At 56.8% G+C, this 21,573-nt stretch carries 22 protein-coding genes; 7 read left to right on the forward strand and 15 right to left on the reverse strand.

The window, feature by feature from the left end; translation table 11 throughout:
* Positions 1–64: 64 nt before the first annotated feature.
* The gene (locus K7H09_RS02660; RefSeq protein ID WP_141440612.1) at positions 65–1,504 is read right to left on the reverse strand and encodes an amidase; all 1,440 of its coding nucleotides are present in this window, start codon (positions 1,502–1,504) and stop codon (positions 65–67) included.
* 307 nt (positions 1,505–1,811) lie between these two features.
* Here K7H09_RS02660 and K7H09_RS02665 point away from each other — a divergent pair, with 307 nt between their 5' ends.
* Positions 1,812–2,819, forward strand: coding sequence for a GlxA family transcriptional regulator (locus K7H09_RS02665; protein ID WP_141440613.1), 1,008 nt, complete (start codon positions 1,812–1,814; stop codon positions 2,817–2,819).
* Positions 2,810–3,973 (forward strand): MFS transporter, encoded by a 1,164-nt coding sequence (locus K7H09_RS02670; protein ID WP_009287469.1) that lies wholly within the window; start codon positions 2,810–2,812, stop codon positions 3,971–3,973. Before K7H09_RS02665 ends, K7H09_RS02670 begins: the two co-directional genes overlap by 10 nt.
* On the opposite strand, the gene K7H09_RS02675 is transcribed toward K7H09_RS02670, so the two are convergent.
* From K7H09_RS02675 to K7H09_RS02695, 5 genes are read right to left on the reverse strand one after another with little or no spacing between them, the layout of a single operon-like run.
* Positions 3,970–4,416 carry a phosphatase domain-containing protein gene (locus K7H09_RS02675; RefSeq protein WP_027957001.1) on the reverse strand — a complete coding sequence of 149 codons (447 nt, stop codon included), beginning with the start codon at positions 4,414–4,416 and terminating at the stop codon, positions 3,970–3,972. The genes K7H09_RS02670 and K7H09_RS02675 overlap by 4 nt on opposite strands.
* Positions 4,404–5,495: an MBL fold metallo-hydrolase gene (locus tag K7H09_RS02680; protein ID WP_141440614.1), complete on the reverse strand. Its 1,092-nt coding sequence runs from the start codon at positions 5,493–5,495 to the stop codon at positions 4,404–4,406. The genes K7H09_RS02675 and K7H09_RS02680 overlap by 13 nt, the downstream gene beginning before the upstream one ends.
* Entirely contained in the window at positions 5,492–6,583 is a 1,092-nt protein-coding gene (locus K7H09_RS02685) for an ABC transporter ATP-binding protein (RefSeq protein WP_141440615.1), read from the reverse strand. Before K7H09_RS02685 ends, K7H09_RS02680 begins: the two co-directional genes overlap by 4 nt.
* Positions 6,571–8,283, reverse strand: coding sequence for an ABC transporter permease (locus K7H09_RS02690; RefSeq protein ID WP_141440616.1), 1,713 nt, complete (start codon positions 8,281–8,283; stop codon positions 6,571–6,573). Before K7H09_RS02690 ends, K7H09_RS02685 begins: the two co-directional genes overlap by 13 nt.
* A 2-nt stretch (positions 8,284–8,285) precedes the next feature.
* Positions 8,286–9,290, reverse strand: coding sequence for an ABC transporter substrate-binding protein (locus K7H09_RS02695; RefSeq protein WP_138799361.1), 1,005 nt, complete (start codon positions 9,288–9,290; stop codon positions 8,286–8,288).
* Between the two features lie 134 nt (positions 9,291–9,424).
* Here K7H09_RS02695 and K7H09_RS02700 point away from each other — a divergent pair, with 134 nt between their 5' ends.
* Both K7H09_RS02700 and K7H09_RS02705 read left to right on the forward strand, forming a co-directional pair.
* Positions 9,425–10,177, forward strand: a complete 753-nt coding sequence (locus tag K7H09_RS02700; protein ID WP_035538847.1) for a DeoR/GlpR family DNA-binding transcription regulator — start codon at positions 9,425–9,427, stop codon at positions 10,175–10,177.
* 64 nt (positions 10,178–10,241) lie between these two features.
* The gene (locus tag K7H09_RS02705) at positions 10,242–10,508 is read left to right on the forward strand and encodes a DksA/TraR family C4-type zinc finger protein (RefSeq protein WP_022521873.1); all 267 of its coding nucleotides are present in this window, start codon (positions 10,242–10,244) and stop codon (positions 10,506–10,508) included.
* Between the two features lie 12 nt (positions 10,509–10,520).
* On the opposite strand, the gene K7H09_RS02710 is transcribed toward K7H09_RS02705, so the two are convergent.
* Positions 10,521–10,805: a YrhK family protein gene (locus K7H09_RS02710; protein WP_022521874.1), complete on the reverse strand. Its 285-nt coding sequence runs from the start codon at positions 10,803–10,805 to the stop codon at positions 10,521–10,523.
* Between the two features lie 194 nt (positions 10,806–10,999).
* On the opposite strand from K7H09_RS02710, the gene K7H09_RS02715 reads away from it, so the two are divergent.
* Both K7H09_RS02715 and mtnK read left to right on the forward strand, forming a co-directional pair.
* Entirely contained in the window at positions 11,000–12,244 is a 1,245-nt protein-coding gene (locus tag K7H09_RS02715) for a GGDEF domain-containing protein (protein ID WP_022521875.1), read from the forward strand.
* Between the two features lie 64 nt (positions 12,245–12,308).
* Positions 12,309–13,571 carry an S-methyl-5-thioribose kinase gene (mtnK, locus tag K7H09_RS02720; RefSeq protein WP_230803469.1) on the forward strand — a complete coding sequence of 421 codons (1,263 nt, stop codon included), beginning with the start codon at positions 12,309–12,311 and terminating at the stop codon, positions 13,569–13,571.
* A 220-nt stretch (positions 13,572–13,791) separates the two neighbouring features.
* Here mtnK and K7H09_RS02725 read toward each other — a convergent pair whose 3' ends face one another.
* Genes K7H09_RS02725 through mtnB form a run of 3 tightly spaced genes read right to left on the reverse strand, consistent with a single transcriptional unit; the run spans position 13,792 to position 15,626 of the window.
* Positions 13,792–14,340, reverse strand: coding sequence for a 1,2-dihydroxy-3-keto-5-methylthiopentene dioxygenase (locus K7H09_RS02725; RefSeq protein ID WP_190374578.1), 549 nt, complete (start codon positions 14,338–14,340; stop codon positions 13,792–13,794).
* Between the two features lie 11 nt (positions 14,341–14,351).
* Entirely contained in the window at positions 14,352–15,038 is a 687-nt protein-coding gene (gene mtnC, locus K7H09_RS02730; RefSeq protein WP_230803470.1) for an acireductone synthase, read from the reverse strand.
* A complete protein-coding gene (gene mtnB, locus K7H09_RS02735) occupies positions 15,039–15,626 on the reverse strand; it encodes a methylthioribulose 1-phosphate dehydratase (protein ID WP_190374580.1) in 588 nt (195 codons plus the stop codon).
* Positions 15,627–15,728: 102 nt separating this feature from the next.
* Here mtnB and mtnA point away from each other — a divergent pair, with 102 nt between their 5' ends.
* Positions 15,729–16,754, forward strand: coding sequence for an S-methyl-5-thioribose-1-phosphate isomerase (mtnA, locus tag K7H09_RS02740; protein ID WP_230803471.1), 1,026 nt, complete (start codon positions 15,729–15,731; stop codon positions 16,752–16,754).
* 16 nt (positions 16,755–16,770) lie between these two features.
* Here the strand turns inward: mtnA and K7H09_RS02745 are convergent, their stop codons facing one another.
* From K7H09_RS02745 to K7H09_RS02765, 5 genes are all read right to left on the reverse strand, one after another.
* Positions 16,771–17,451 carry an RES family NAD+ phosphorylase gene (locus K7H09_RS02745; RefSeq protein ID WP_022521882.1) on the reverse strand — a complete coding sequence of 227 codons (681 nt, stop codon included), beginning with the start codon at positions 17,449–17,451 and terminating at the stop codon, positions 16,771–16,773.
* A complete protein-coding gene (locus K7H09_RS02750) occupies positions 17,448–17,849 on the reverse strand; it encodes an MbcA/ParS/Xre antitoxin family protein (protein WP_230803473.1) in 402 nt (133 codons plus the stop codon). The genes K7H09_RS02745 and K7H09_RS02750 overlap by 4 nt, the downstream gene beginning before the upstream one ends.
* A gap of 94 nt (positions 17,850–17,943) precedes the next feature.
* On the reverse strand, positions 17,944–19,782 hold the full coding sequence (recQ, locus tag K7H09_RS02755) for a DNA helicase RecQ (protein ID WP_230803475.1): 1,839 nt from the start codon (positions 19,780–19,782) through the stop codon (positions 17,944–17,946).
* Positions 19,783–19,844: 62 nt separating this feature from the next.
* Complete coding sequence (locus tag K7H09_RS02760) at positions 19,845–20,687, reverse strand: carbohydrate ABC transporter permease (protein ID WP_230803477.1); 843 nt, start codon at positions 20,685–20,687, stop codon at positions 19,845–19,847.
* Positions 20,684–21,568, reverse strand: a complete 885-nt coding sequence (locus K7H09_RS02765) for a carbohydrate ABC transporter permease (RefSeq protein ID WP_138799370.1) — start codon at positions 21,566–21,568, stop codon at positions 20,684–20,686. The genes K7H09_RS02760 and K7H09_RS02765 overlap by 4 nt, the downstream gene beginning before the upstream one ends.
* Positions 21,569–21,573 lie beyond the last annotated feature (5 nt).

Here is a 21,573-nt window from a genome sequence, read left to right on the forward strand (position 1 = left end):
GTATCGGTTGGGTCGCGGTTGTCTTCACAGAACATAGTTTTTCACAAAGGTTTTTTGAGAAAAGCTATTCAGAAAAACAGGGCGGCAAACGATATTTCCAACTGGGCAAGATTGATTGGTAGGCTTGACCAAGTTGCAATAGCGCTAGCTCGGCTCGATGGGGTGCGATTACCTGAATGCCCATCGGTAGGTCGTTATCATTAAAGCCCGCAGGTACGTTTAATACAGGGCAGCCTGAGAGAGAGCCAGGTATGACAATTTGCATCCACCGGTGATAGGTATCCATTGGTTTGCCTGCAATTTCGCTTGGCCACTGGGTTGTCACAGGAAAGGGGAAGCACTGCGCGCTGGGCAGCATGACATAGTCGTAATGCAAGAACAGTTTATTTAGCTCTGTATACCACTGGCTGCGCGTCACATTGGCTTTATGGACATCCAGTGCAGACAAGGCAAGCCCTTGTTCTATTTCCCACTGCGCTTCTGGTTTCAATAAACGCCGCTTTTCAGGGGCTTGATAAGTGTCTACCAAGTTACCGGAAATAGCCCATTGCCGCAGTGTCAGCCAGCTTTCCCAAAGTGATTCCATCGACATCGGCATATCAGGTTGCTCAATGGTGCAGCCAATCTGTTCAAACTGTTTAACTGCGTTTTCGCATAGCTCAAGTACGCCGGGTTCGAGGGGCAATTCTCCCTGCCAATCGCCAAGCCATGCAATGCGTTTACCATGCTGGCAAGCGTTCAAAGAGCCAGAAAGGTTGGTTAAGGAGTCGGTTATAGAGAGTGGAACACGTGGGTCGTGACCAGATTGCGTGACCAGTAGACCTCGAAGGTCTTCGATATTTCTGGCCATAGGGCCTTCGGTGCTCAACTGATGCCCAAAAAGATCGGGTGCTGATACTGAAGGAATGCGCCCAAATGTAGGTCTAAGACCGTATAAATTTTGATAAGCAGCCGGGTTACGTAAAGAGCCCATCATATCGCTACCGTCGGCGACCGGTAGCATGCGAAGTGCCAGGGCTACCGCGGCTCCGCCGCTTGAGCCACCGGCTGTTAGATGTGGGTGATAGGCATTGCGCGTCGCACCGAAAACAGTGTTGAAGGTTTGGGAGCCCAAGCCGAATTCAGGGGTATTGGTTTTTCCTATGATAATGGCGCCGTCGCGCTTAATCCGTGACACCATAATCGTATCAGTGTCAGGTATTTGGTTGGCCATAAGGGGAGAGCCAAGCGTCGTCCTTATACCTGCTGTAGAAGATAAATCCTTGATGGCTTGGGGAATCCCGTGTAACCAACCACGAGATTGCCCTTTAGCAAGTTCCCTATCTAATTGCGTGGCTTCAGCAAGCAAATCATCAGTGTCGCGCAATGAGACAATCGCGTTAACAATAGGATTGAGTAGTGAAATATGGGCGAGATAATCCGCGATTACCTCTTTGCAACTAATATCACGTGAGTGAATCGCATTCGATAGTTCTATCGCATTCATCCCAACGGTAGGAGGCATGCTATAGGCCTTGGGCCAAGGAAGAGGTTCGGGTAGTGAAAGCGGGGAAGGTGAAAGTATATTCATCGGTGAGAAATATCCATTTTTTGCTAAGTTATATACTTCATAAGCTATAATGGATATTTAAGGGGCTGGCAAGCTGTAAGCTGTCATGGTGGCCCCGTTAGATAAACCAGGCTGATGAATACTCTTCGGATAGCGTATCTAGCGAAATGTCCATATCGGTGGGGTAATGGTCCTTGCCGACATAGGGTGCAGCGCTGACACTCTCTCTAATGCTTCGATTCCCCGTTAGCGGAGAGAGACTGTGACTCGCCATGTTGCTCTATTTGCCTACCCCGACTGCCAACTACTGGATGTCAGCGGCCCCTGGCAGGTGTTTGCCAGCGCCAATGCGCTAAGCCCCCAGCCGTTGTATCAGTTGACCCTGGTCGCCGATGCCGTCGGCCCGGTTGTCACCAACGGCGGCCTAGCCGTACATGCTACGCACACCTACCATCAACTGACTCATTTACTGCCCCTGGATACGCTGTTGGTGGCGGGTGGCAGTGGCGTGATGCAGCAGCGTGAAATAGCCGCAGTAACGCGGGTGCTTTGTGAGGTCGCCCCAGAGGTGAGGAGGCTCGGCTCTATCTGCTCCGGGGCATTTTTGTTAGCCGCTGCAGGGTTGCTGGATGGCTGCCGCGTTACCACTCACTGGCGCCATGCACCTCAACTGGCGGATGAGTACCCCGCGCTTAGTGTCGAGCCCGATGCGCTCTATATCGAAAGCAACGGTCGCTACTCCAGCGCCGGTGTAACGGCGGGGATTGATTTGGCGCTTTCGCTGGTAGAGGCAGATCACGGTGCTGATCTAGCTGGTCGAGTGGCCCGTGAGCTAGTGGTGTTTTTGCAGCGCCCTGGTGGGCAGTCGCAGTTCAGCGAGATACTGCGACACCAACAAGAGGCGGGGCCGCTGCGCCGCTTGCTGGATCAGCTCCACGCCGACCCCAGCGTAGATCACGGGCTTGAGAGCATGGCCGACCTGATGGCGGTCTCCCCGCGCCATTTAACCCGGTTATTTAGGCGCTACTTAAATACCACCCCCGGCGCTTACCTGACCCAACTACGTCTTGAACAAGCGCGCTTGGCGCTGCTTAACGGGCGCGAAAACGTATCCCTCGAGCGCCTGGCGCAACGCTGGCGGCTGGGCGGCGCAGAACAACTGCGCCGCCAGTTTCAGCGTTACTACGGCGTATCACCCTCGGTATATCGCCAGCGCTTTGCGTCTTCCCATACAGATGATTCTATTCAGGAGAGCGTTTCATGCCTTTAACCGTCACCCTATTGTCGCTCTGCCAAGCGCTACTGGTTACCGGTAATGTCTTACTGATTGCCGTTTCGCCGCTGATTGGGGCGTCTTTGGCGCCAAGTGCGTCCTGGTCGACCGCGCCGGTCGCCACCCAGTGGCTGGGGCTGATGTGTGCCACCATTCCCGCCTCGTTAATTATGGCCAGGCTGGGCCGGAAGCGCGGCTTTATACTGGGCAACCTTGTGGGACTGGTGGGCGCACTGCTCGCCGTGCAGGCGCTGATCGGCGAGCGCTTTGGGCTGTTCTTGCTGGCAACCTGGCTGATTGGTATCGGCATTGGCTTTGGTCAGCTCTATCGCTTTGCCGCGGTGGAAGCTGCCCCTACGCCGATGCGTGACCGGGCGATTGGTTTGGTGATGGGGGGCGGTGTGCTGGCTGCATTTGCCGGGCCGTGGTTGGCCAGAGTGAGCCGTGAGCTGGGGGAGGTGCCGTTTCTGGGCAGCTTTGTGGGCTTGGCAGCGCTCTACGCACTGGCGTTAGTGGTGCTGATGCTGACGCAACTACCGCCTGCTTCCCGCACCCACGGCGAAGGCAATGCACTGTCGCTGGGTAAGATACTCCGCCAGCCTGGATTTATTGTGGCGGTGAGCGCGGCGATGATCGGATACGGCGTGATGAATCTGGCCATGACCGCCACGCCGCTCGCCATGGCGGGGGCTGGACACCACTTTAACCATGTTTCAATGACCATTCAGTGGCACGTGGTAGCGATGTTTTTACCCTCGTTCTTTACTGGCCATTTGGCCACCCGCTTCGGCGCTAAGCAAGTCATTGTGGCCGGCTGCCTGCTGCTGGTGGCAAGTGCCTTGGTCGCTCAGTTGGGTATCAGTTTAGCCGGTTTCAACGTGGCGCTGATTTTGCTGGGCTTGGGCTGGAATTTTACCTTTCTGCCCGCTACCGGGCTGCTCACTGAGAGCTACCGCCCGGTGGATAAAGCGCGCACCCAGGCCGCCAACGAGTTTTTAGTCTTTGGCACCGCCGCTATCACTGCGTTGCTCGCTGGGCCCTTGGTCAGCGGCTTAGGCTGGGCGACACTTAATCTACTGTTGATCCCTATCTCGCTGGTGCCCTTGGCGGTGCTGGTGTGGCAGCACCGAACCAAGCTGGCAAACGCTTAAAAATCCCCCGGCGCGCACTGCAGGCAAGTAAGCCCGAGCGCGCGCCACTGGGCGACCACGGCATCACGGTCATCCAGCACCAGCCAAGGCGTAAAGCCGTCGCTGCGCATTTGATTGAGTAGCGCGGCTTTCACCTCTTCATCATCTATATGGTCATCGCCCTCAGGGCGCAGGTACATGGCATCAAAGGGGATAGTGTGGCGCTCTAGCCAGCGCTGGGTATGCTCACGATGGCTATCCGGGCGGCCGCTGCAAATCACGATCTGCTGGCCTTGGGCCTTCAGTATCTTGACCAGCTTGGCCACCGCTTCGATCACCGGCGCTTCGGCCATATGGGCAAAGAAGGGCTCCCACTGTTTTTGGCTGCCCAGCACCCAGTCACTGACCTGGTGGGGGTGAAACTCGGCTAAGGTGCCGTCAACATCAACAATTACTGCGGACATGCAAAACTCCCTAAACTGGAAAGGGTGACTAGACGTGAATGAGCAGATAAACGCTGGGCAGTGCAGAGGCGCTCGCCTAGTAGTCCATGCCAGGCATTCAATTCGTTATTGGCAAGCTGGGTAAATAGCGGCACCACTTGAGTGGCGCCCAACTGATCGGCAAGCGCCACCAGGTGCGACGCGCGTAGGTGAACATTCCAGCGCTGCCAACTGATTTGGCCTGCCGCTAGCTCGGCGCGGCGATCAGGAGTCAGATAGCCGGTGTGGAGCAGGTGGTGGTCGGGCCACTGTTTCGGCGTATCGCTGCGATCGCACATCAACATAAGGGTTGGCGGGCAAGCGTTTTGCCGCGCTAAAAGCGAGCGAATCGAGTGGTCGAGCCCAGGCCGACGCAGCGTTGCAGGCAGTGCCAATAGCGCGGCCAGGTTGTCGCGAATCACCGGGTCGATGGCGAGCGTTAACTGCCGCTGGTCAGCTTCTTCCGCCAGCCATAGTGCCATTTCCAGGGCACGGCCGGTTTCCGGCACTGGAAATGCCAGCGGCTGATAAAGATGCTCACTAATGGCCTGTACACAATGTGCTTGGGGTTGGTCGTAGCTGCCGTAGGAGGCATCCAGTAGCGCAATAGCCGCTTTCGGCGGAGTATCAAAAGGAAACAGTCGCGACTCAAAACAGGCGTCGCCGCTATAGTAAACACCGCCCCCTACCGCTAAATGTAGCCACACACCGCCTAGCGAGTGCCCCGCTTGGCCGGTAGTAACGGTGATGCCTTCCAACTCTAGCGTGCCGCGTTCGGGCAGTGGGTGCCAGGGGCGGTTGTGAGGCAAGGCCTTGGCTACCAGCGGTGTGCAATAAAGTGGCACGTTCTCCGCTAGCTCGGCCACGCCGCCGATATGGTCGATATGGTCATGGCTGATCAGTACGGCATCCACATCCAGGTTGTTCGCCCAAGTAATGGTGTCATCCGAGTGGAGTGCACCGCCTGCATCTAGCAGTAGGCGTTTTCCCTGGGCTTCTACCACTATCGCAGCAGGCCCTTTGGCGCCTAAACCACTGAGAATCTCGATATTGACACTCATTGGTCGGGCTCCAGGCACCAGCCCTGCTGAAGGTCGACGGCAACCTGGCTACCCAGGTCAGGTGCGGTGTGGTGGTAGGCCAGCAGTGTTTCCCCGCTGGGCAGGCGCAGTGTGAGCTCATAGCGCTCGCCGCGGAAAATCACGCTTTCCACCTGTGCGGCAAGCTGGTTATGAGTGGGAGCTGCGGAGGATGCGAGTGCCGCGCTGATCTGAATATGTTCCGGGCGCACCAGCACGCTTTGGGTTCGTTCGGACTCGATGGCGTTCAGCCCGCGCATTAGGGCCGCGTTCTCAAGGCGCTTCCCAGGGTGACCGGCGGCGACCTTTAATTGGCTGCCCTGGCCGATAAAGCCCGCTACCCAGGCGGTTCTCGGCTGCCTGTAAAGGGTTTCAGGGGCGCCCCATTGAACCAGCCTGCCCGCTTTCATCACGGCGATTTTGTCCGCCAGCGCCATGGCTTCGGTTTGGTCGTGGGTGACATAGACCAGCGTGGCGCCAGTGCGCTGGTGAAAATCGCGGAAGCTGTGCTCCATGGTGGCGCGCAGGTGCCGATCAAGGTTGGCCAGCGGCTCATCCAGCAGCACCACCGAAGGGTCGCTGACCAGGCAGCGCGCGAGAGCGACGCGTTGGCGCTGGCCTCCACTGAGGGCCTGGGGCATGCGATCGGCGTAGGCATCGAGCTCCACCAGGGCCAGGGCCTGTTGCACCCTGTGGTGATACGCCGCCCCTCGCAGGCCGCGTAGCTTGACTGGGTAGCCGACGTTGTCAGCCACGCTCATATGCGGCCATAGCGCATAGGATTGGAACACCATGGCCATATTGCGCTGTTCAGGCGGCACATGGGTATCGGCGCTGGCCAGGGTGCGATTGGCTAATTGAATCGTACCGTCGTTGATCGTTTCAAAGCCTGCCAGCATGCGTAGCATGGTGGTTTTGCCACAGCCGCTGGGGCCGAGCAGGGCGACAAACTCGCCTGGATTGATCGTCAGCGACAGCGCATCAACGGCCGTCTGCTCGCCAAAGCGCTTGGTGACACGGTCGATCGTTAGCCCTGCTGTGTTTAACCCTGATGTGTCTAGCTCTGCCATGGAATGACTCCTTTGGGTAAACGCGGCGCCAGTAAACTGAGTGTCAGCATCAGCGAGGCGACCATGATTACCACCAGCACTGACACCGCAGAGGCCAGCACGCTTTCGCCGCCTTCGTCGAGGTTGAAAATCAATACGCCGAGGGTTTCGTTACCGGCGCTCCATAGCAGGGCTGACACGGTCAGTTCGTTGACCGCCAGCAGAAACACCAGCAGGCCGCCTGCGAACAGCGCGGGCGCGACCAGGGGTAAAATAATGCTGCCCAGGCGCCGCCAGGGGCCTGCACCCGCGAGCTGTGCCGCCTCTTCAAGCGAAGGATCCAACTGCGCCAGGCTGGCGGCGACGGGCTTAACGCAGACCACCAGAAAGCGCGCCAGGTAAGCGATAAAAATCAGCCCCAGGGTGCCGTAGAGCGCCACATTGATAATCGGCAGCGGGCGAACAAATAGCAGGATGCAGGCAATGGCCAATACCACGCCGGGAAGCGCATAAGGAATCTCAATGGCACTGAGTACCACACCCCGCCAACGCTCCGGCAGGCGCTGTAGCCGGTAAGCCAATGGCAGACTGAGCAGCATCAGCACCACAGCCGCGCTGCCCGCCAGCCACAGACTGTTGTTCACCGCTCGCCATGTGGCGCCTTGGCGACCCACCACTTCGGCGTAAGCGTTCAGGGTGGCGGTCTCGGCGTTTAATGGCACGCCCATGGCGGGTACCAGCGAGCTGATGATCAGGGCAAGCAGCGGCGCGACCAGAATAATCAGTAAGATCCCGACGAGCGTGGCGGTCACCAGCGAGCGCCAACTTCCCAGGGTGAAATCATGGGAGCGCCCACTATGGCCGCCCAGCCCGAAGCGGCTGCGATTCATCAATTGCTGCTGCAACGCCACCCCGGCCAATGCCAGTAAACCAATCAGCAAGGAGAGCGCAGCCATCTCTGCCAACACCCCGGTGCCAAAGTTGGCCATACGCTGGTAGATCAGTGTGGGCAGCACGTAATAGCCTGCGGGAATACCCAGCATGGCGGGGATGCCGAAGTTGCCGAGACTTGAGATAAACGCCATCGCGCCCCCGGCGATCAAGCCGCTACGGGTCACGGGTAGAATAATATGACCCCACACTTGGGTTTGTTTGGCGCCGCTAATGCGAGCAGCTTCAATAAGCTCCCGAGGCAGCGAAAGCAGGCTGGTGCGCAGGGCCAGAAACACCAGCGGGGCGCTCTGGATGCCCAGCAGTAAAGCGATTCCTTCAGCGGAGTAGAGCGGCTGCGGGCTGCCCAGTGGGGGCGCCAAGCCTATGCTTTTCAGTAGCGGGCTGGCCGGACCAAAGAGCTGCAGCCAGCTCAAGGCGGTAACCTGGGGCGGAATCATCATTGGCAGCATAAAGCAGAACACCAGCCACGATTTTCCGCGCACATTGGTGAGCGTGATGGCAAAGGCGAACAGGCTACCCAGGATCAGGGCGATCAGCATGCCGAGCCCCGATGTATACAGGCTATGCCAGAGTGCTCGCCAAGTGCTGGCACTGCTGAGCACCTGCCACAGCGGTGACTGGCGGCCCTGAGCAAGATCGCTCAACGCCTCCATCAGCAGACGCAGGCTGGGTGCCAGGCTCAGCAGTACAATGGCGATCAGCAGGCTTGAAAGCAGCCAGCGGTGCTGGCTGCCGGTCTTGTTGTCAAAGATGAGAGCGGACGTCATGATTACCCGCCGAAGAGGTCACTAAAACGCTGTTTAAGCTCTTCTTCCTGCGCCAATGCCTGCTCGGTATCAACCGGCATCAGGGTAATGCTATTGCGCTCGGGGAAGCCTTCCGGTGGGGTAACGTCGTTGTGAGCAGGCAGATAGCCTTGCTGGCTGACCAACTCCTGGCCCTGCTGGGAAAGCACAAAATCAACAAACTTTTGCGCGGCCTCGACATTCTCTGCACCTTGCATAATGGCGACCGGCTCGGTCACCGCGCTTACGCCCTCTTCCGGGAACACGAATTCGACCGGCGAGCCTTTGGCGGCTTCACGAATTGGCAGGAAATCCACCACGATGCCGTAGGGCTTGGTGCCCGCGGCCACGGCGTTAAATACGCCCCCATTGCCGCCCTGGGCTTCGGTGCGGTTTTCATGAAGCGCTTCGTAATACGCCATGCCAAGGTCCGGGTTGGCAGTGATCGCCGCCATATGGATCAGTGCCGCGCCGGAGTAAAGCGGACTAGGCATGGTGACCAACCCTTCGTAGTCAGGCCCCAGCAGGTCTTGCCAACTTTGCGGCTGATGCTCGGCGCCGGTGTTATAGACAATCCCGGTGGTGATCAGCTTGGTGCCGTAGTAGTAGCCTTCTGGGTCATACAGATCGGCGTCATAGGCTTGGCGCTCATCGCTTAGGTAAGGTTGTAAATGACCCTCTTGCTTGAGTGATTCCATGGTCATGCTGTCGGCAATCAGCAGCACGTCGGGGTTGCTCACCCCGGCTGAAAGCTCCGAGCGCAGCCGGGTCATCAAGCGCGTGGTACCGTCGCGTACCCACTCCACTTCAATGTCGGGGTAGGCCGCTTCAAAGGCGTCAACTGTTTGCTGTGCATCGCTATTGGGCTGGCTGGTGTAGAGCGTTAGCGTTTCGTTCGCCGCTACCTGAGCCGAAAGGGAAAAGCTGGCTACCGCGATGGCAGTAGTAAGGGCAGATGTCGGAATAGATAACAGGGGGCGCTTCAACATGGGTAAACCTCCAGTGAGTGAACCCCACCTAAGCTACTGTCATCTGCTTACAACAAAGTGACACTATGCTTTCGTTCAACATTTTGTGGCTTTCGTTTGCTGCACTTTTTGCTTTCGTTGTGCCTAGAGGGGTTATGCGCCAGTTCGAACGTCGACAACAGCTGTTACAGCGAATCCACTCACAAGGGCGCCAGTCGGTAGACAGCCTGGCAGGCGAGTTTGGGGTTTCTGTGCAAACCCTGCGTGGGGATATTCGCCACCTAGCCGATAAAGGCCTGGTGCTGCGCCGCCAAGGGGAGGTGCTGCCGTTTCCCGAGCAGGAAAATATCGGCTACGACCAGCGTCAGATCGTTAACGTGGCGGGTAAACGGCAGATCGCGGCGCGGGCAGCGAGCTTGGTACAGGATCATCAAGCACTGTTCTTAGGCACGGGCACCACGGTTGAGCAGTTGGCCGATGCGCTGAGTGATAAGCAAGGCCTGCATATCATGACCAATAACCTGCATGCGCTGATTAAGCTGTGCCAGTTGAAGTGTGAGTTAGTAGTAGCCGGTGGGCGAGTGCGTCGTCGCGACCAGGATGTGATTGGCGGCGATGCCTGGCGCTTTTTTCAACGCTACCGTGCCGATGTGGGGATTGTGTCGGTGGGGGGAATGGATAGCCATGGCCAGCTTTATGACTACAACGACGACGAAGTGATGGCCCGTGAGGCGCTGTTGGCCCATGCCGGTTATCGCGTGTTAGTGCTGGATAAAACCAAGTTCGACCTGCCACTACGCTGCGCCGCGGGTCAACTGGGTGATTATGATGCCGTAGTGACCGATGTACCGCTGCCAGACAAACTACGCAGCCCCTTGGCTGCCCAAGGCGTTCGGTTTTTGGGCTAACGGTGCACGCTTCTCGTTACTGCTATGCTGATAGATTGCTAGTGCCGAAGCGAGGAGTGCGATTATGGCAGGTGGATGGGCAAAAGATGGCGCCGAACAAGAGCAGATGGAAAGCACGCTAGAGGATGCGGTGCAGCGTGCGCGTAGCCAGTTGCCCCGCGGCGAAAGTCTTGAGGTTTGCGAAGAGTGTGGCAATCCCATTCCTGAACCGCGCCGTAAAGCGATTCCGGGCGTTAGACTGTGTGTGGTGTGTCAGGGTGAATTGGACAAAAAGCAGTCGGCCTATAGTGGCTACAACCGTCGTGGTAGTAAAGATAGCCAACTGCGTTGAACGGGCTTGTGTCTAAGCGTCCTGGTCGGTGTCCGGCAACTGCTTAAAATAGACATAGCGGTGAAGGCGAATCGCTGGGCGAATCAGCAGTTGGATGCTACCTATCACAAACAGCCACACGCCGACAGTTTGAACCGCACCCTGGTAAAAAAAGCAGACACTGCCGATCGTAAACCAAATGCCCAGCATAAAGTCGTTGATCATGCTAAGCACCTCATAGCGTTGGTGCACAACGAGTTCGCGATGCCCAATGATGAAAGTCCAGTCGTTAGTCACCGGATCCTGTTGGCGCTGCATCATTAGTCTCCTGGTTGAATGTTCAATTAATGAAAATTGGGATGAGTTTCGTTTAACATGTGTACCAATATTCATTTTAACTAAACGCTATTGTGGCACACTATCGTCGTACTCAAAGGTAGTATTAGGCTTCTGATGTTCATTGATGATACATGAAAGCCACAAGTAACCGGGTGAGGCATTGAGGGCGAGTAATGATCAATGACACGCTGCTGACAGCGGTGGAAGATGAGTTGCGTAGAGGGCCTTGGCGGTTACGTTTTGCTGATGAAGTGGAAGCAAGGTTTGAAGAAGATACTCAGCGCCAACGTAGCCGTAGCATGGTCATGGCAGGGTTGATATCGGCGATCATCTACTGCTTGTTTTTGATCAACGACCACAGCTTTCGACCGGATACTTTCACCACCGCGCTGGCGTTAAGGGTGGGGGTAATGCTGCCTTTTGGTATGCCAATTCTGTGGTGGGTTTACCGTGGCGTGTCTCCAGCCCAACGTGAAACGTTAATGGCGAGTACGGTGATCGTTGCTACGGTGATTTCATGTTTGATTTTGGTGGAATCCACCGTTCCTTACTCTTACCTGGATGTTTTCTCTTTCGGCCTTATTTTGCTGGTGGGTAATATTGTTTACTCACTGCGGTTTAACTATGCCTGCGTCTCATCTGCCATTTGTATATTTATAATACTGCTTTTTGTTCTATCTTATGACCCCATGCCGCCAGAGGCGAAGCGGCTAGCAATATTTACTATTATCGCTCAGACGCTGTTTACGTTAGTGGCCAACTATCGTTTCGAGCAGAGCGAGCGAACCTCCTACTTGCATGTATTGAAAGAAAAGCTCCGCGCTGGCTATTACTTAAAAGATAACCAGGAACTGTCGCGCATGTCGGTGACTGATCCTTTAACCAATCTTGCCAACCGGCGCCAGTTCGATACGGTTTTTCCTGTGCGCTGGCAGGAGGCTACCGATAAAGGCCTTTGTTTAGGGCTGATGGTGATCGATATCGACCATTTCAAAGCTTACAACGACTACTATGGGCATCCTCAGGGTGACGAGTGCTTGCGCCAAGTCGCTACTGCCATGCAGGCCAATAGCCGTGATGCCGATTTAGTGGTGCGTTTTGGCGGTGAAGAGTTTGTAGTGCTAATAGCCAATGCATCGCCTGAGGCGGCAAAACCGGCGGCCGAGCGTATCCGGTGCAACGTGGAGGCCTTGGAAATTCCTAATCACGGTGTCTCGGCGCAAAGCGTTGTTACCGTTAGCGTTGGCGTTGCAGTACTCTACCCGAAAGTTAGCCTTGCCCCAGCCGAACTATTATCCCAGGCAGATGACGCGCTTTATGAAGCCAAGCGGCAAGGCCGCAACCGTGTATGGGTGGCTAGTGCGATTGATTCATCATCTGGCGATAATGCTATTGATGGCTTAAGCGTATCAGCCTAGTCGCGGAGATTAACGGGCCAACTGGCGGCTAGCCAAACACGTAAACGTTTGTGAGGAGAGAACTGTGGAGATTGATCAACATTACCGCGCGCTAAGCGTTGACACTCTATCCCAGCGGCTTGGTGATGTTGAGGCGGTGGTTAGACGCGTGGGCGAAGAACCCGCGAGCTGGGACATTCGCGAGGTGGGTGACGGCAACCTCAACCTAGTGTTTATCGTCTCCGGTGACGCGGGCAGTGTAGTGGTTAAGCAGGCGCTTCCCTATGTACGTATGGTCGGCGAGAGTTGGCCGCTGCCGGTCTATCGCGCCCACTTTGAGTACTACGCCTTGGTGCGTCAGGCCAAGCGTGCACCGGGCATTGCCCCTGAAGTCTACTACTTCGACAAGCCCCAGGCGCTGTTTGTGATGGAGTATCTGTACCCCCACACTATCTTGCGCCGTAAGTTGATCAACGGTGAGCGAGTCGCTCGACTTGGCGAAACCATCGGCAAGTTTTGCGCCCGCACGGCGTTTCGTGGCTCAGAGCTTTCGCTGAGTAGCCCAGAGAAAAAGGCGGATGTGGGGCTGTTTTCCGGCAATGTGGCGATTCCTGCCATTACCGAATCACTGGTATTTACCGACCCTTATTACGGCGCTGAAATGAATCACCACACCCCGGAGCTTTCACCGGTGGTGGACGAATTGCGTCGTAACGCGCGTTTAAAGGCCAAAGTACAGCGGCTGTTGATGAAGTTCACCGCGAACACCGAAACCATGCTGCACGGTGATCTGCACTCCGGCTCGATCATGGCCACGGATACCGACGTGCGGGTCATTGACCCCGAGTTTTCCCAGTACGGGCCGATGGCTTTTGACCTGGGAATGGCGGTGGCCAACTTCCTGATGGCCTACTTCAGCCAGCCCGCTCACCGTCAAGAAGGTGAGCTTGATGAGTATCAGGCGTGGATCCTTGATGTGGTCGATGCGTGCTTTAGCCACTTTGATGCCGAGTTCCGCCACCTGTGGCAAACCGAGCGGACGGGCATTCTGTTTCCCAAGTCGCTATTTGAAGAGCAGGGCAACAGCGCAGATGATGCCTGTGATGCACTGCTTGAAGAGATACGCCTGGATGCGCTGGCCTACTGCGGCATCGAAATGCATCGCCGTGTTTTATCACTGGCCCACAACGCCGATTTCGAAGAGATTGAAGACACCGCGCTGCGCGCCAAGCTTGAAGCGCGCAATGTGCTGATGGGCCAAACGCTGATTATGGAGCCGGAAGCCTATAGTGACCTTACCGCGCTGGCGGATTTAGCCAGGACGTATAACCAGCAAGAGGTGTTGTAAACGCCTGCCCCGTAGCGCGGCGTAACGAATCTCGCGAGGAACGAGCGTATGAGGCACCCGCGACGGCGGCGCCAGCCGCCTGGATAATGCCTCCGCGCCTGATCCGGCCTCGGCGTCACCTTCGGCACCGCTAGCGCGCTGCTTCCGCGGGTGCGCTGGCGCTTACGCCGCGCTACAACTGCCTCCCACGATTCACTACTTACGATTTACTATTCACTAATCAAAGCTGATCCAGGCGATCAAACTTCCCGGCGATATCGCTTTCGGTCCAGTGGGGCACCCAGCCTTCCACATTATCGAAGAAGCGCAGCGCAGTGAATTCTGGCGCTGGGCCCATATCGAACCAGTGGGGTGTGTTGGCGGGTACGCTGATCAGGTCATTGCGGGTACACAGTACCTGATACACCTTGTCATCGATGTGAAGACAAAATAACCCTTGTCCTTTGACGAAGAAACGCACTTCATCTTCATGATGGCGGTGCTCGTTTAGGAACTTCTGCCGCATGGCGTCTTTGTCTGGGTGCGTGGGCACCATATGCAACACATCAACGGTTTGATAGCCGCCTATGGCTTTGACGCGGTCGATGTCGTCTTGATAAAGCGCCAAAATATCTTCCTGGGTGGCGTCGTCGGCAATTTCGCCCGGCGCTGCCCACCGCTCAAACAGCACGCCCACCTTGTTTAGCTCAGCGCTAATCTGCTCGCCGTCGGTGGTGTCGATCAGGGCATCGTTAGGGTTTTGATCAGCAAATACTTTCAGTTGCGACATCGTAAGCTCTCCTAAAGCGCAATTTCATCAAAGCGAGTAACGCAAGCATGGGTGTTGCCCGCCTGTGTACCTTCGCGCACCAACTGCAGGGTTTGCATGCCTGCCTGTTTGGCGGCGTCCAGTTCTTCGACCACGTCAGACAAGAACAGCACCGCTGCTGGCGGCAGGTCAAGCTCGGTGACAATGCGATGGTAAGCGGCAGCCTCACGTTTATGGCCAATATGGGTATCAAAGTAGCCGCTAAATAGCGGGGTTAGGTCGCCCGCATCGCTATAGCCAAACAGCAGCTTCTGCGCCTGCACCGAGCCGGACGAGTAGACGTACAGCGCCTTGCCCGAGTCTTTCCACTGGCGCAGGGCGGGGGCTACATCGCTATAGAGATGGCCTTTAAAGTCGCCGCGCTGGTAGCCATCGGCCCACACCATACCTTGCAGTGCTTTCAGCGAAGTAATTTTTTGGTCAGTCTCGATCCAGTGCAGCAGCTGGTCGATCACTGCCTCAAGGGGGGCGTTAGGGGCGTCCATTTCGCTGCGTACGGCATCAATTTGCTCGGCAACTGCAGGTGTGTCTGCATTCGCAAGTAGAAAGTCGGGCAACTTGGCGTGGGCGTAGGGAAAAAGCACCTTATGGACGAAATTAATGTCCGTGGTGGTGCCTTCAATATCGGTCACAATGGCGCGAACAGTTGAATTACTCATTTAAGACCACCGACTCTCTTCAAGAACACAGGCAAGTAAAAACTCAATCGCTTCCAGGTGGCGGCGACAGCTGGCAATGCTATCGCCCACGGCATAAATGCCATGCCCTGCGACCAAAAAGCCCCAGGGCATCGGCCAGCCGCTGCGTACGTACTCGGCCAGTTCTTCCATATCCTGGGAGTTGGGCACCACCGGTAACCAGATGGTAGCCTCGTGGGTCTCGTTGCCTGCTAAGGCTTTTTGCATTTCAAGGCCGCTGAGCTCTATGCCCTTAGGAAATCGTCGCGACAGCACCGTGCTGGCCACGGTGTGAGTGTGCAGCACGCAGTTAATCGACGCATCCAGGCGATAGAGCGCGGCATGTAGATCGCTTTCCGCGCTAGGCTTACCATCGCCGGATAGCACCTTGCCATCCAGGTTGCAGAGCAAGAGGTCATCGGCCTGAATGCGGGTTTTATCCCGGCCAGAAGCGGTGACAAGATAGCCCGCCTCGGTACGGGCGGAAAAGTTACCGCCAGTGGCTGGCGTCCAGCCTTGCTGCGCCGCCCATGAAATGGCGTCCAGCAGTTCAGTTTGTAGCGTCATCATAGGATCTGCGTCGCCTCTTCTAGTGGCAGCCATTCTATATGATAAGCTTCGCGGCTGATAAGCCGTGTAGCTGTTCCGATCAAGTGCTCAAGGAGTCCATCGATGCCTCATCTTCAATCACGCAGTTTGCGGATCTATGCCGACCACCTTGAGTATTTGGATCAAACCCAACTGCCCCAGGCGGAGCAGTGGGTGCGCTGTGACTCGCCAGAAGAGTGGCAGCATGCGGTGAAAACCCTAGCGATTCGCGGCGCGCCGTTGATTGGTTTGAGCGCCGCTTTCGTGCTGGCCCAATACGCCGCTCGCCATCCACAAAATGATTGGCAGTTGGTAAGTGATCGCTTACGCGCCACGCGTCCCACTGCAGTTAACTTAATGTACTGCCTGGATGCCATGGAAGCCTGCTTTGAGCAAGGCGTCAGCGCCCTGGCCGAACGTGCCGCTGAACTGTTTGCAGAAGACCGTGCGCTGTGCCAACGCATGGCTGAGCGGGGGGCTGACTTGCTGAAAACGGGTGACCGTGTGCTGACCCACTGCAACACTGGCGCCCTGGCCACCGCCGGGGTGGGTACGGCCATTGGTGCGCTGGCAGTGGCCAAGCAGCGCGGTGTAGAGCTGCATGTGTTTGTGGATGAAACCCGCCCGCTGCTGCAAGGCGGCCGCTTAACCGCCTGGGAAATGGCCGACCTGGGCATTCCCTACCAGCTAATTACCGACAGCATGGCCGCCAGCCTGATGGCCGCAGGCAAGGTAGATAAAGTGATGGTGGGTGCCGACCGTATCTGCGCCAACGGCGACTTTGCCAATAAAGTGGGTACTTACATGCTGGCGGTGATCGCTCACTACCACCAGGTGCCGTTCTATGTGGTGGCTCCCTACACTACGGTTGATCCCGCTTGTGCTACTGGTGCGGACATTCCTATTGAACAGCGCGACCCCGCTGAGATCCGCGGCGTCGCTGGCGCCTTTGGTGAGGTTACCTGGGCACCCGATAATGCACCGGTATGGAACCCCGCCTTTGACGTCACTCCCGCCAAGCTCGTGACGGCTTGGGTGTTGGATACCGGCGTATTTGATGCCGCCGCGATAGCACGCGGCGAACACTGCCTGGGGCGCGGCGAAAATTAGGAGCGAAAGTTAATCGCTAGCCCAATAGCGTTAGCTCATAGACATGGCGGATATGCTGACCATCCCAGTCATAGCCAAGATGCCGTCCTTGCCTTGTGGCGGAGAGCACGGGCGGCCGTAGCACAGCGGCACACTCGCCTTCAGGGTCTCGAACGCTAGGGTAAACGATGCCGTCCGTGTGTTCCTCCCAGGCTTTTCTCCCCAAGGTTTGCCCAGCTGCCCAGCTATCCGGTCTGAGAAGCGTTTGGGCCGCATCCTGTCGGCGTAAATCAATTAGTTGGCCCGTTAAATCTGACAGATAAACACGCTGCTGAAGCATCATGGGCGGTTCGTTTGACTCCCCCATAAAGCGCTCTGCGTGGTAAACGGTTTCGGCAATGGCGGTGGCTTCGGTGAGTGCGCAGTAGTAGGCGCCAAAGGTGCCATCGCTAAAACGCGAACCGGTCGCGGGGAAGTGGCAGAAGGCCTCCATGACGGGCGTCCAGCCGGGGCCGTAGCGACGGTCGTCATCACGAACCAAGTGAATAGCTCCCGTTTCCTCACGTAGCCTTGCGGAGGTTTCACCCTCCAGCTCATTGAGTAAGTCCCAATCATCAGCGCTGCTGTTGACGCCTTCGAATAAATCAATGGGAGGAAATCGCGAGGGAATAACCCGATAGCTGGGGCGCCAAGTGATATTGCTCAGCGGGAATGTCACGCATGCCCCCCACCACGCGCTGCATCCAAATGTTGGCGAACAACGTAGAGGTCGGAGACTTGTCCGTTTAACAGGCGCTCCATTGGTGTGTGACCGGCAAAAAGAGGGCTGTTGTTGGCTCGCTGCAACCAGCTGTTAGCAGCTTCTTTACTGGGCAACAATATATGCAGTGCTTTATAAATGCCGAGAATCAACGACATCCGTTCCAAGTGATTGGCATCAAGCCTCGCCTGCTCAGGTGAATGCTTCCAGCGCCGATAGGTGGAATCAGGTACCCCGAGCAGCAGAGCGGCCTCGCTCTCTTTTAGACCCCATGCGTGTGAAATATTGGGGTAAGTGCGCATCGCAGCGGCCCCCATTTCACGGCGCTTATCGGCGGTTTTGTGTTGAATAGCCATATCTTTCTCCTCACTTACCTATAGTTTACGCCAAGTGAGCGGTTTTTGAAAAATATCGGCCATTTGAGCTTTCGTTGGTTTTTGTTGTGCTGATTCAGCTGTTTTGCTTGGATTCCTGATGCGCCAAGATGACGTCCAGAAAACCCTCTCCATAATCTTCCAACTTACGTGCACCAATACCCGAGATCGCGCCCAGTGCCGCCAGACTCTGGGGTTTCTGTTCGACCATTTCGGCCAGGGTGGCGTCGTGGAAGATCACATAGGCTGGCACGCCCTGGGCTTCGGCCATTTCCCGGCGGTGCCGACGCAGGGCTTCCCACAGCGGGCCGTGGCCCTGCGGAGCAGAGGTGCTTTTGCTTCCCCGTCGAGCGGTTTTGGCTTTGCTGGGTTTGTTGCTTGGCTTGCGCAGAGTTAGAGTCTGCTCGCCGCGCAGCACCGGCTTGGCATTGGCAGTGAGCTTAATGCCGCCGTGGCCCTCCATATCCACGCTCAAAAAGCCGCTGGCAATCATCTGGCGAAAGAGCGCCTTCCATTCGTTGGCGGAGAGGTCTTTGCCTATGCCGTAGGTGCTGAGTCTGTCGTGACCAAAGCGGGTGATGCGCTCGTTGCTTTTACCTAGCAGCACATCCACAAGGTAGGTCACGCCGAAGCGCTGCTCAGTGCGGTAGACACAGGAGAGCGCCTTTTGCGCCGCCACGGTGGCCTCCCAGGTCTCGGGTGGGGTCAGGCAGTTGTCGCAGTTGCCGCAGGGGGCGTCCAGATGATCGCCAAAATAGTGCAACAGTGCCTGGCGGCGGCAGCTGATGATTTCACACAGCCCGAGCATGGCGTCGAGCTTCTGTTGTTCGATGCGCTTTTGATGGTCGGCGGCGCTGGAGTTCTGCTGCATCTGGCGCAGCGTGATCACATCCTGAAGTCCATAGGCCATCCAGGCATCGGCGGGCAGGCCGTCACGCCCGGCGCGGCCGGTCTCTTGGTAGTAGGCTTCGATACTCTTGGGCAGGTTGAGGTGGGCCACAAAGCGCACGTCGGGCTTGTCGATGCCCATGCCAAAGGCGATGGTGGCCACTACCACGACACCATCTTCACGCAGAAAGCGGGTCTGATGCTGCTGGCGCTGCTCGGGGGGAAGCCCCGCGTGGTAGGGCAGTACCGTCAGCCCCTGGCGTTCCAGCCAGGCGGCGGTCTCCTCCACCTTGCGCCGGGAAAGGCAGTAGACGATACCCGCCTCGCCGTCGTGGTGCTCGCGAATAAAGCGCAGCAGCTGTTCCTTGGCGTTACCCTGATTTTCGGCGATATGGTAGCGAATGTTGGGCCGGTCAAAGCCGCTGTTGTAAAGTGCCGCCTCCTGGAGCTGCAGATGCTCCATGATATCGCCCCGGGTGGGCACATCGGCAGTGGCGGTGAGGGCGATGCGGGGCACCTGGGGAAAGCGCTGATGAAGCTGGGAGAGCTGGCGATACTCAGGACGAAAATCGTGGCCCCACTGGGAGACGCAGTGGGCTTCATCAATGGCGAACAGCGCAATCCGGGTCTGCTCCAGCAGCATCTGCATACGCGCAGTGGCCAGTCGCTCGGGCGCGACATATAACAGATCCAGCTCGCCCGACCGCAGGCGGTTCTCCACCTCGACCGCCTCGTGATAATCGAGGCTGGAGTTCAGGTAAGCCGCCCTGACCCCGTTCTGCTCAAGCGCCGCCACCTGATCCTGCATTAGCGCGATCAGCGGCGAGACCACAATCGCGGTGCCTTCGCGCAGCAGTGCCGGGATTTGATAGCACAGCGACTTGCCACCGCCGGTGGGCATCAGCACCAGCGCATCGCCCCCGGCAATCACATGCTCGATGATGGCCTGCTGTGGGCCGCGAAAGCTGTCGTAGCCAAATACTTCCTGCAGTACCTTGAGGGCTGCCGGGTGAGGGTCGCCGTGCATCAATGCTCTCCTTGTCTCGTGCTTGAGAGAGAATTGTCGCACGAAAACTCAAGGAATTTTGCCTAGCGAATCCCCGCACGCAGAAACGACTGAACGAACTGGCGCTGGAAAAGCAGGAAAGCCACTAACAGAGGGGCGATGCTAAGTAGCGTCGCGGCACTGACGGTGGCCCAGTTAACGCCGGTTTCGGGCGCGGAAAATACCCCTAAGCCTACCGTTAACGGGCGACTCTCTACCGAGTTGGTCACCACTAGCGGCCAGATAAAGTTGTTCCAGTGGTGGCTAATTGAGACCAGCCCGTAAGCAAGGTAGGTGGGCTTGGCGAGCGGTACGTACACCTTCCACAAAATTTCCAGCCAGTTGCAGCCTTCGATGCGTGCGGCGTCTTCCAACTCTCGGGGGATAGTTTTAAAGGTTTGGCGGAGCAGAAAAATACCCAAGGCGCTGGCCACGTAAGGTAAGCCAATCCCGGTGATGGTGTTGATCAGTCCCAGCTCACTGGCGATGCGGTAGTTCTCGACAATCAGCACTTCGGGGAACACAAAGAGCTGAATCAGCACCAGCATAAATAATATGTTCTTGCCGGGAATCGGAAAGCGCGCAAAGGCAAACGCTGCCAGGGTACAGACCACAAACTGACCGATCACCACCCCTGTCACCAGCGCAAAGGTGTTCAGGTAGTAGCGGGCAAAGGGCGCTTGAGACCAGGCGTTAGTGAAATTCTCCAGCGTTAGCGGGGCGAAGAGCTCAAAGTTCACCATAAACTCGCTGGGATGGAAGGCGGCCCAAAAGGCATACAGCAGCGGAAAAATCCAAATAATCGCCAGTAGCCACGCAGCCACTGTTTCCAGCGTTGGAATTGAGACGAAACGGGAGCGGGGCGCATAGGTAGTAGTCGACTTCATTGATAGTGCGTCCTGCGATCTAAAATCGTGAACTTAAGCGTGGCCACTACCGCGAGCACCAGCAGAATAACCACCGTAATGGTGGCTGCCGTGGTGCGGTCAAAGAACGAGAACGCATTCTCGTAGACGTAATAAAGCAGCAGGTTGGTGGCGTTGTTGGGCCCGCCCTTGGTCAAGATAAATAAGTGATCCACGACCCGCACCGAGTTAATCAGCGCATTGATCAGCACAAACAGCGTGGTGGGCATGAGTAGCGGAAAGGTGACACGCCAAAAGAAGCTCCAGCGGCTAGTGCCTTCTAAGTCAGCCGCCTCTTTCAACTCGGGTGGCATGCTCTGTAGCGCCGCCAGGTAGAAAATCATAAAAAAGCCGGCTTCTTTCCACACCGACATCACGATCACCGAGCTTAACGCAACGCTTGGATCGCCCAGCCAGTTCACCCCGGAAAAGCCCAACATGCCGAGCAGTTTATTGAATAGGCCAATCTGCGGCGCGTAGAAAAACATCCAGATATTGGCCGCGGCGATCATGGGTAGAATCGTCGGCGTAAAGTAAGCCATGCGCACAAAGCCTCGCCCGCGAAGCTTGCCATTGACGAACAGCGCCATACCCAAGGCCAGCGCGATAGACGTAGGAATCGTACCGACGGCGTAGATTAAGTTGTTACGGGCTACTTTCCAAAACGTCGGGTCATCGAACAACACCTGATAATTTTCAAGGCCTACGAATTCAGTGGGAGCACCGCGAAAGCCGGGTAAAAAAAGGCTGTTAATGACCGTTGTCACGGTTGGTAAATAAGCAAACGTCGTCAGCAGTACCGCAGCGGGCAGCAGCAGAAGCGCGCCATAGAGCTGCATTTTGCGGTGGTTAGTGAATGACATAGAGA

Source organism: Halomonas sp. IOP_14, assembly GCF_021021315.1.
Taxonomy (GTDB): Bacteria; Pseudomonadota; Gammaproteobacteria; order Pseudomonadales; family Halomonadaceae; genus Vreelandella; species Vreelandella titanicae.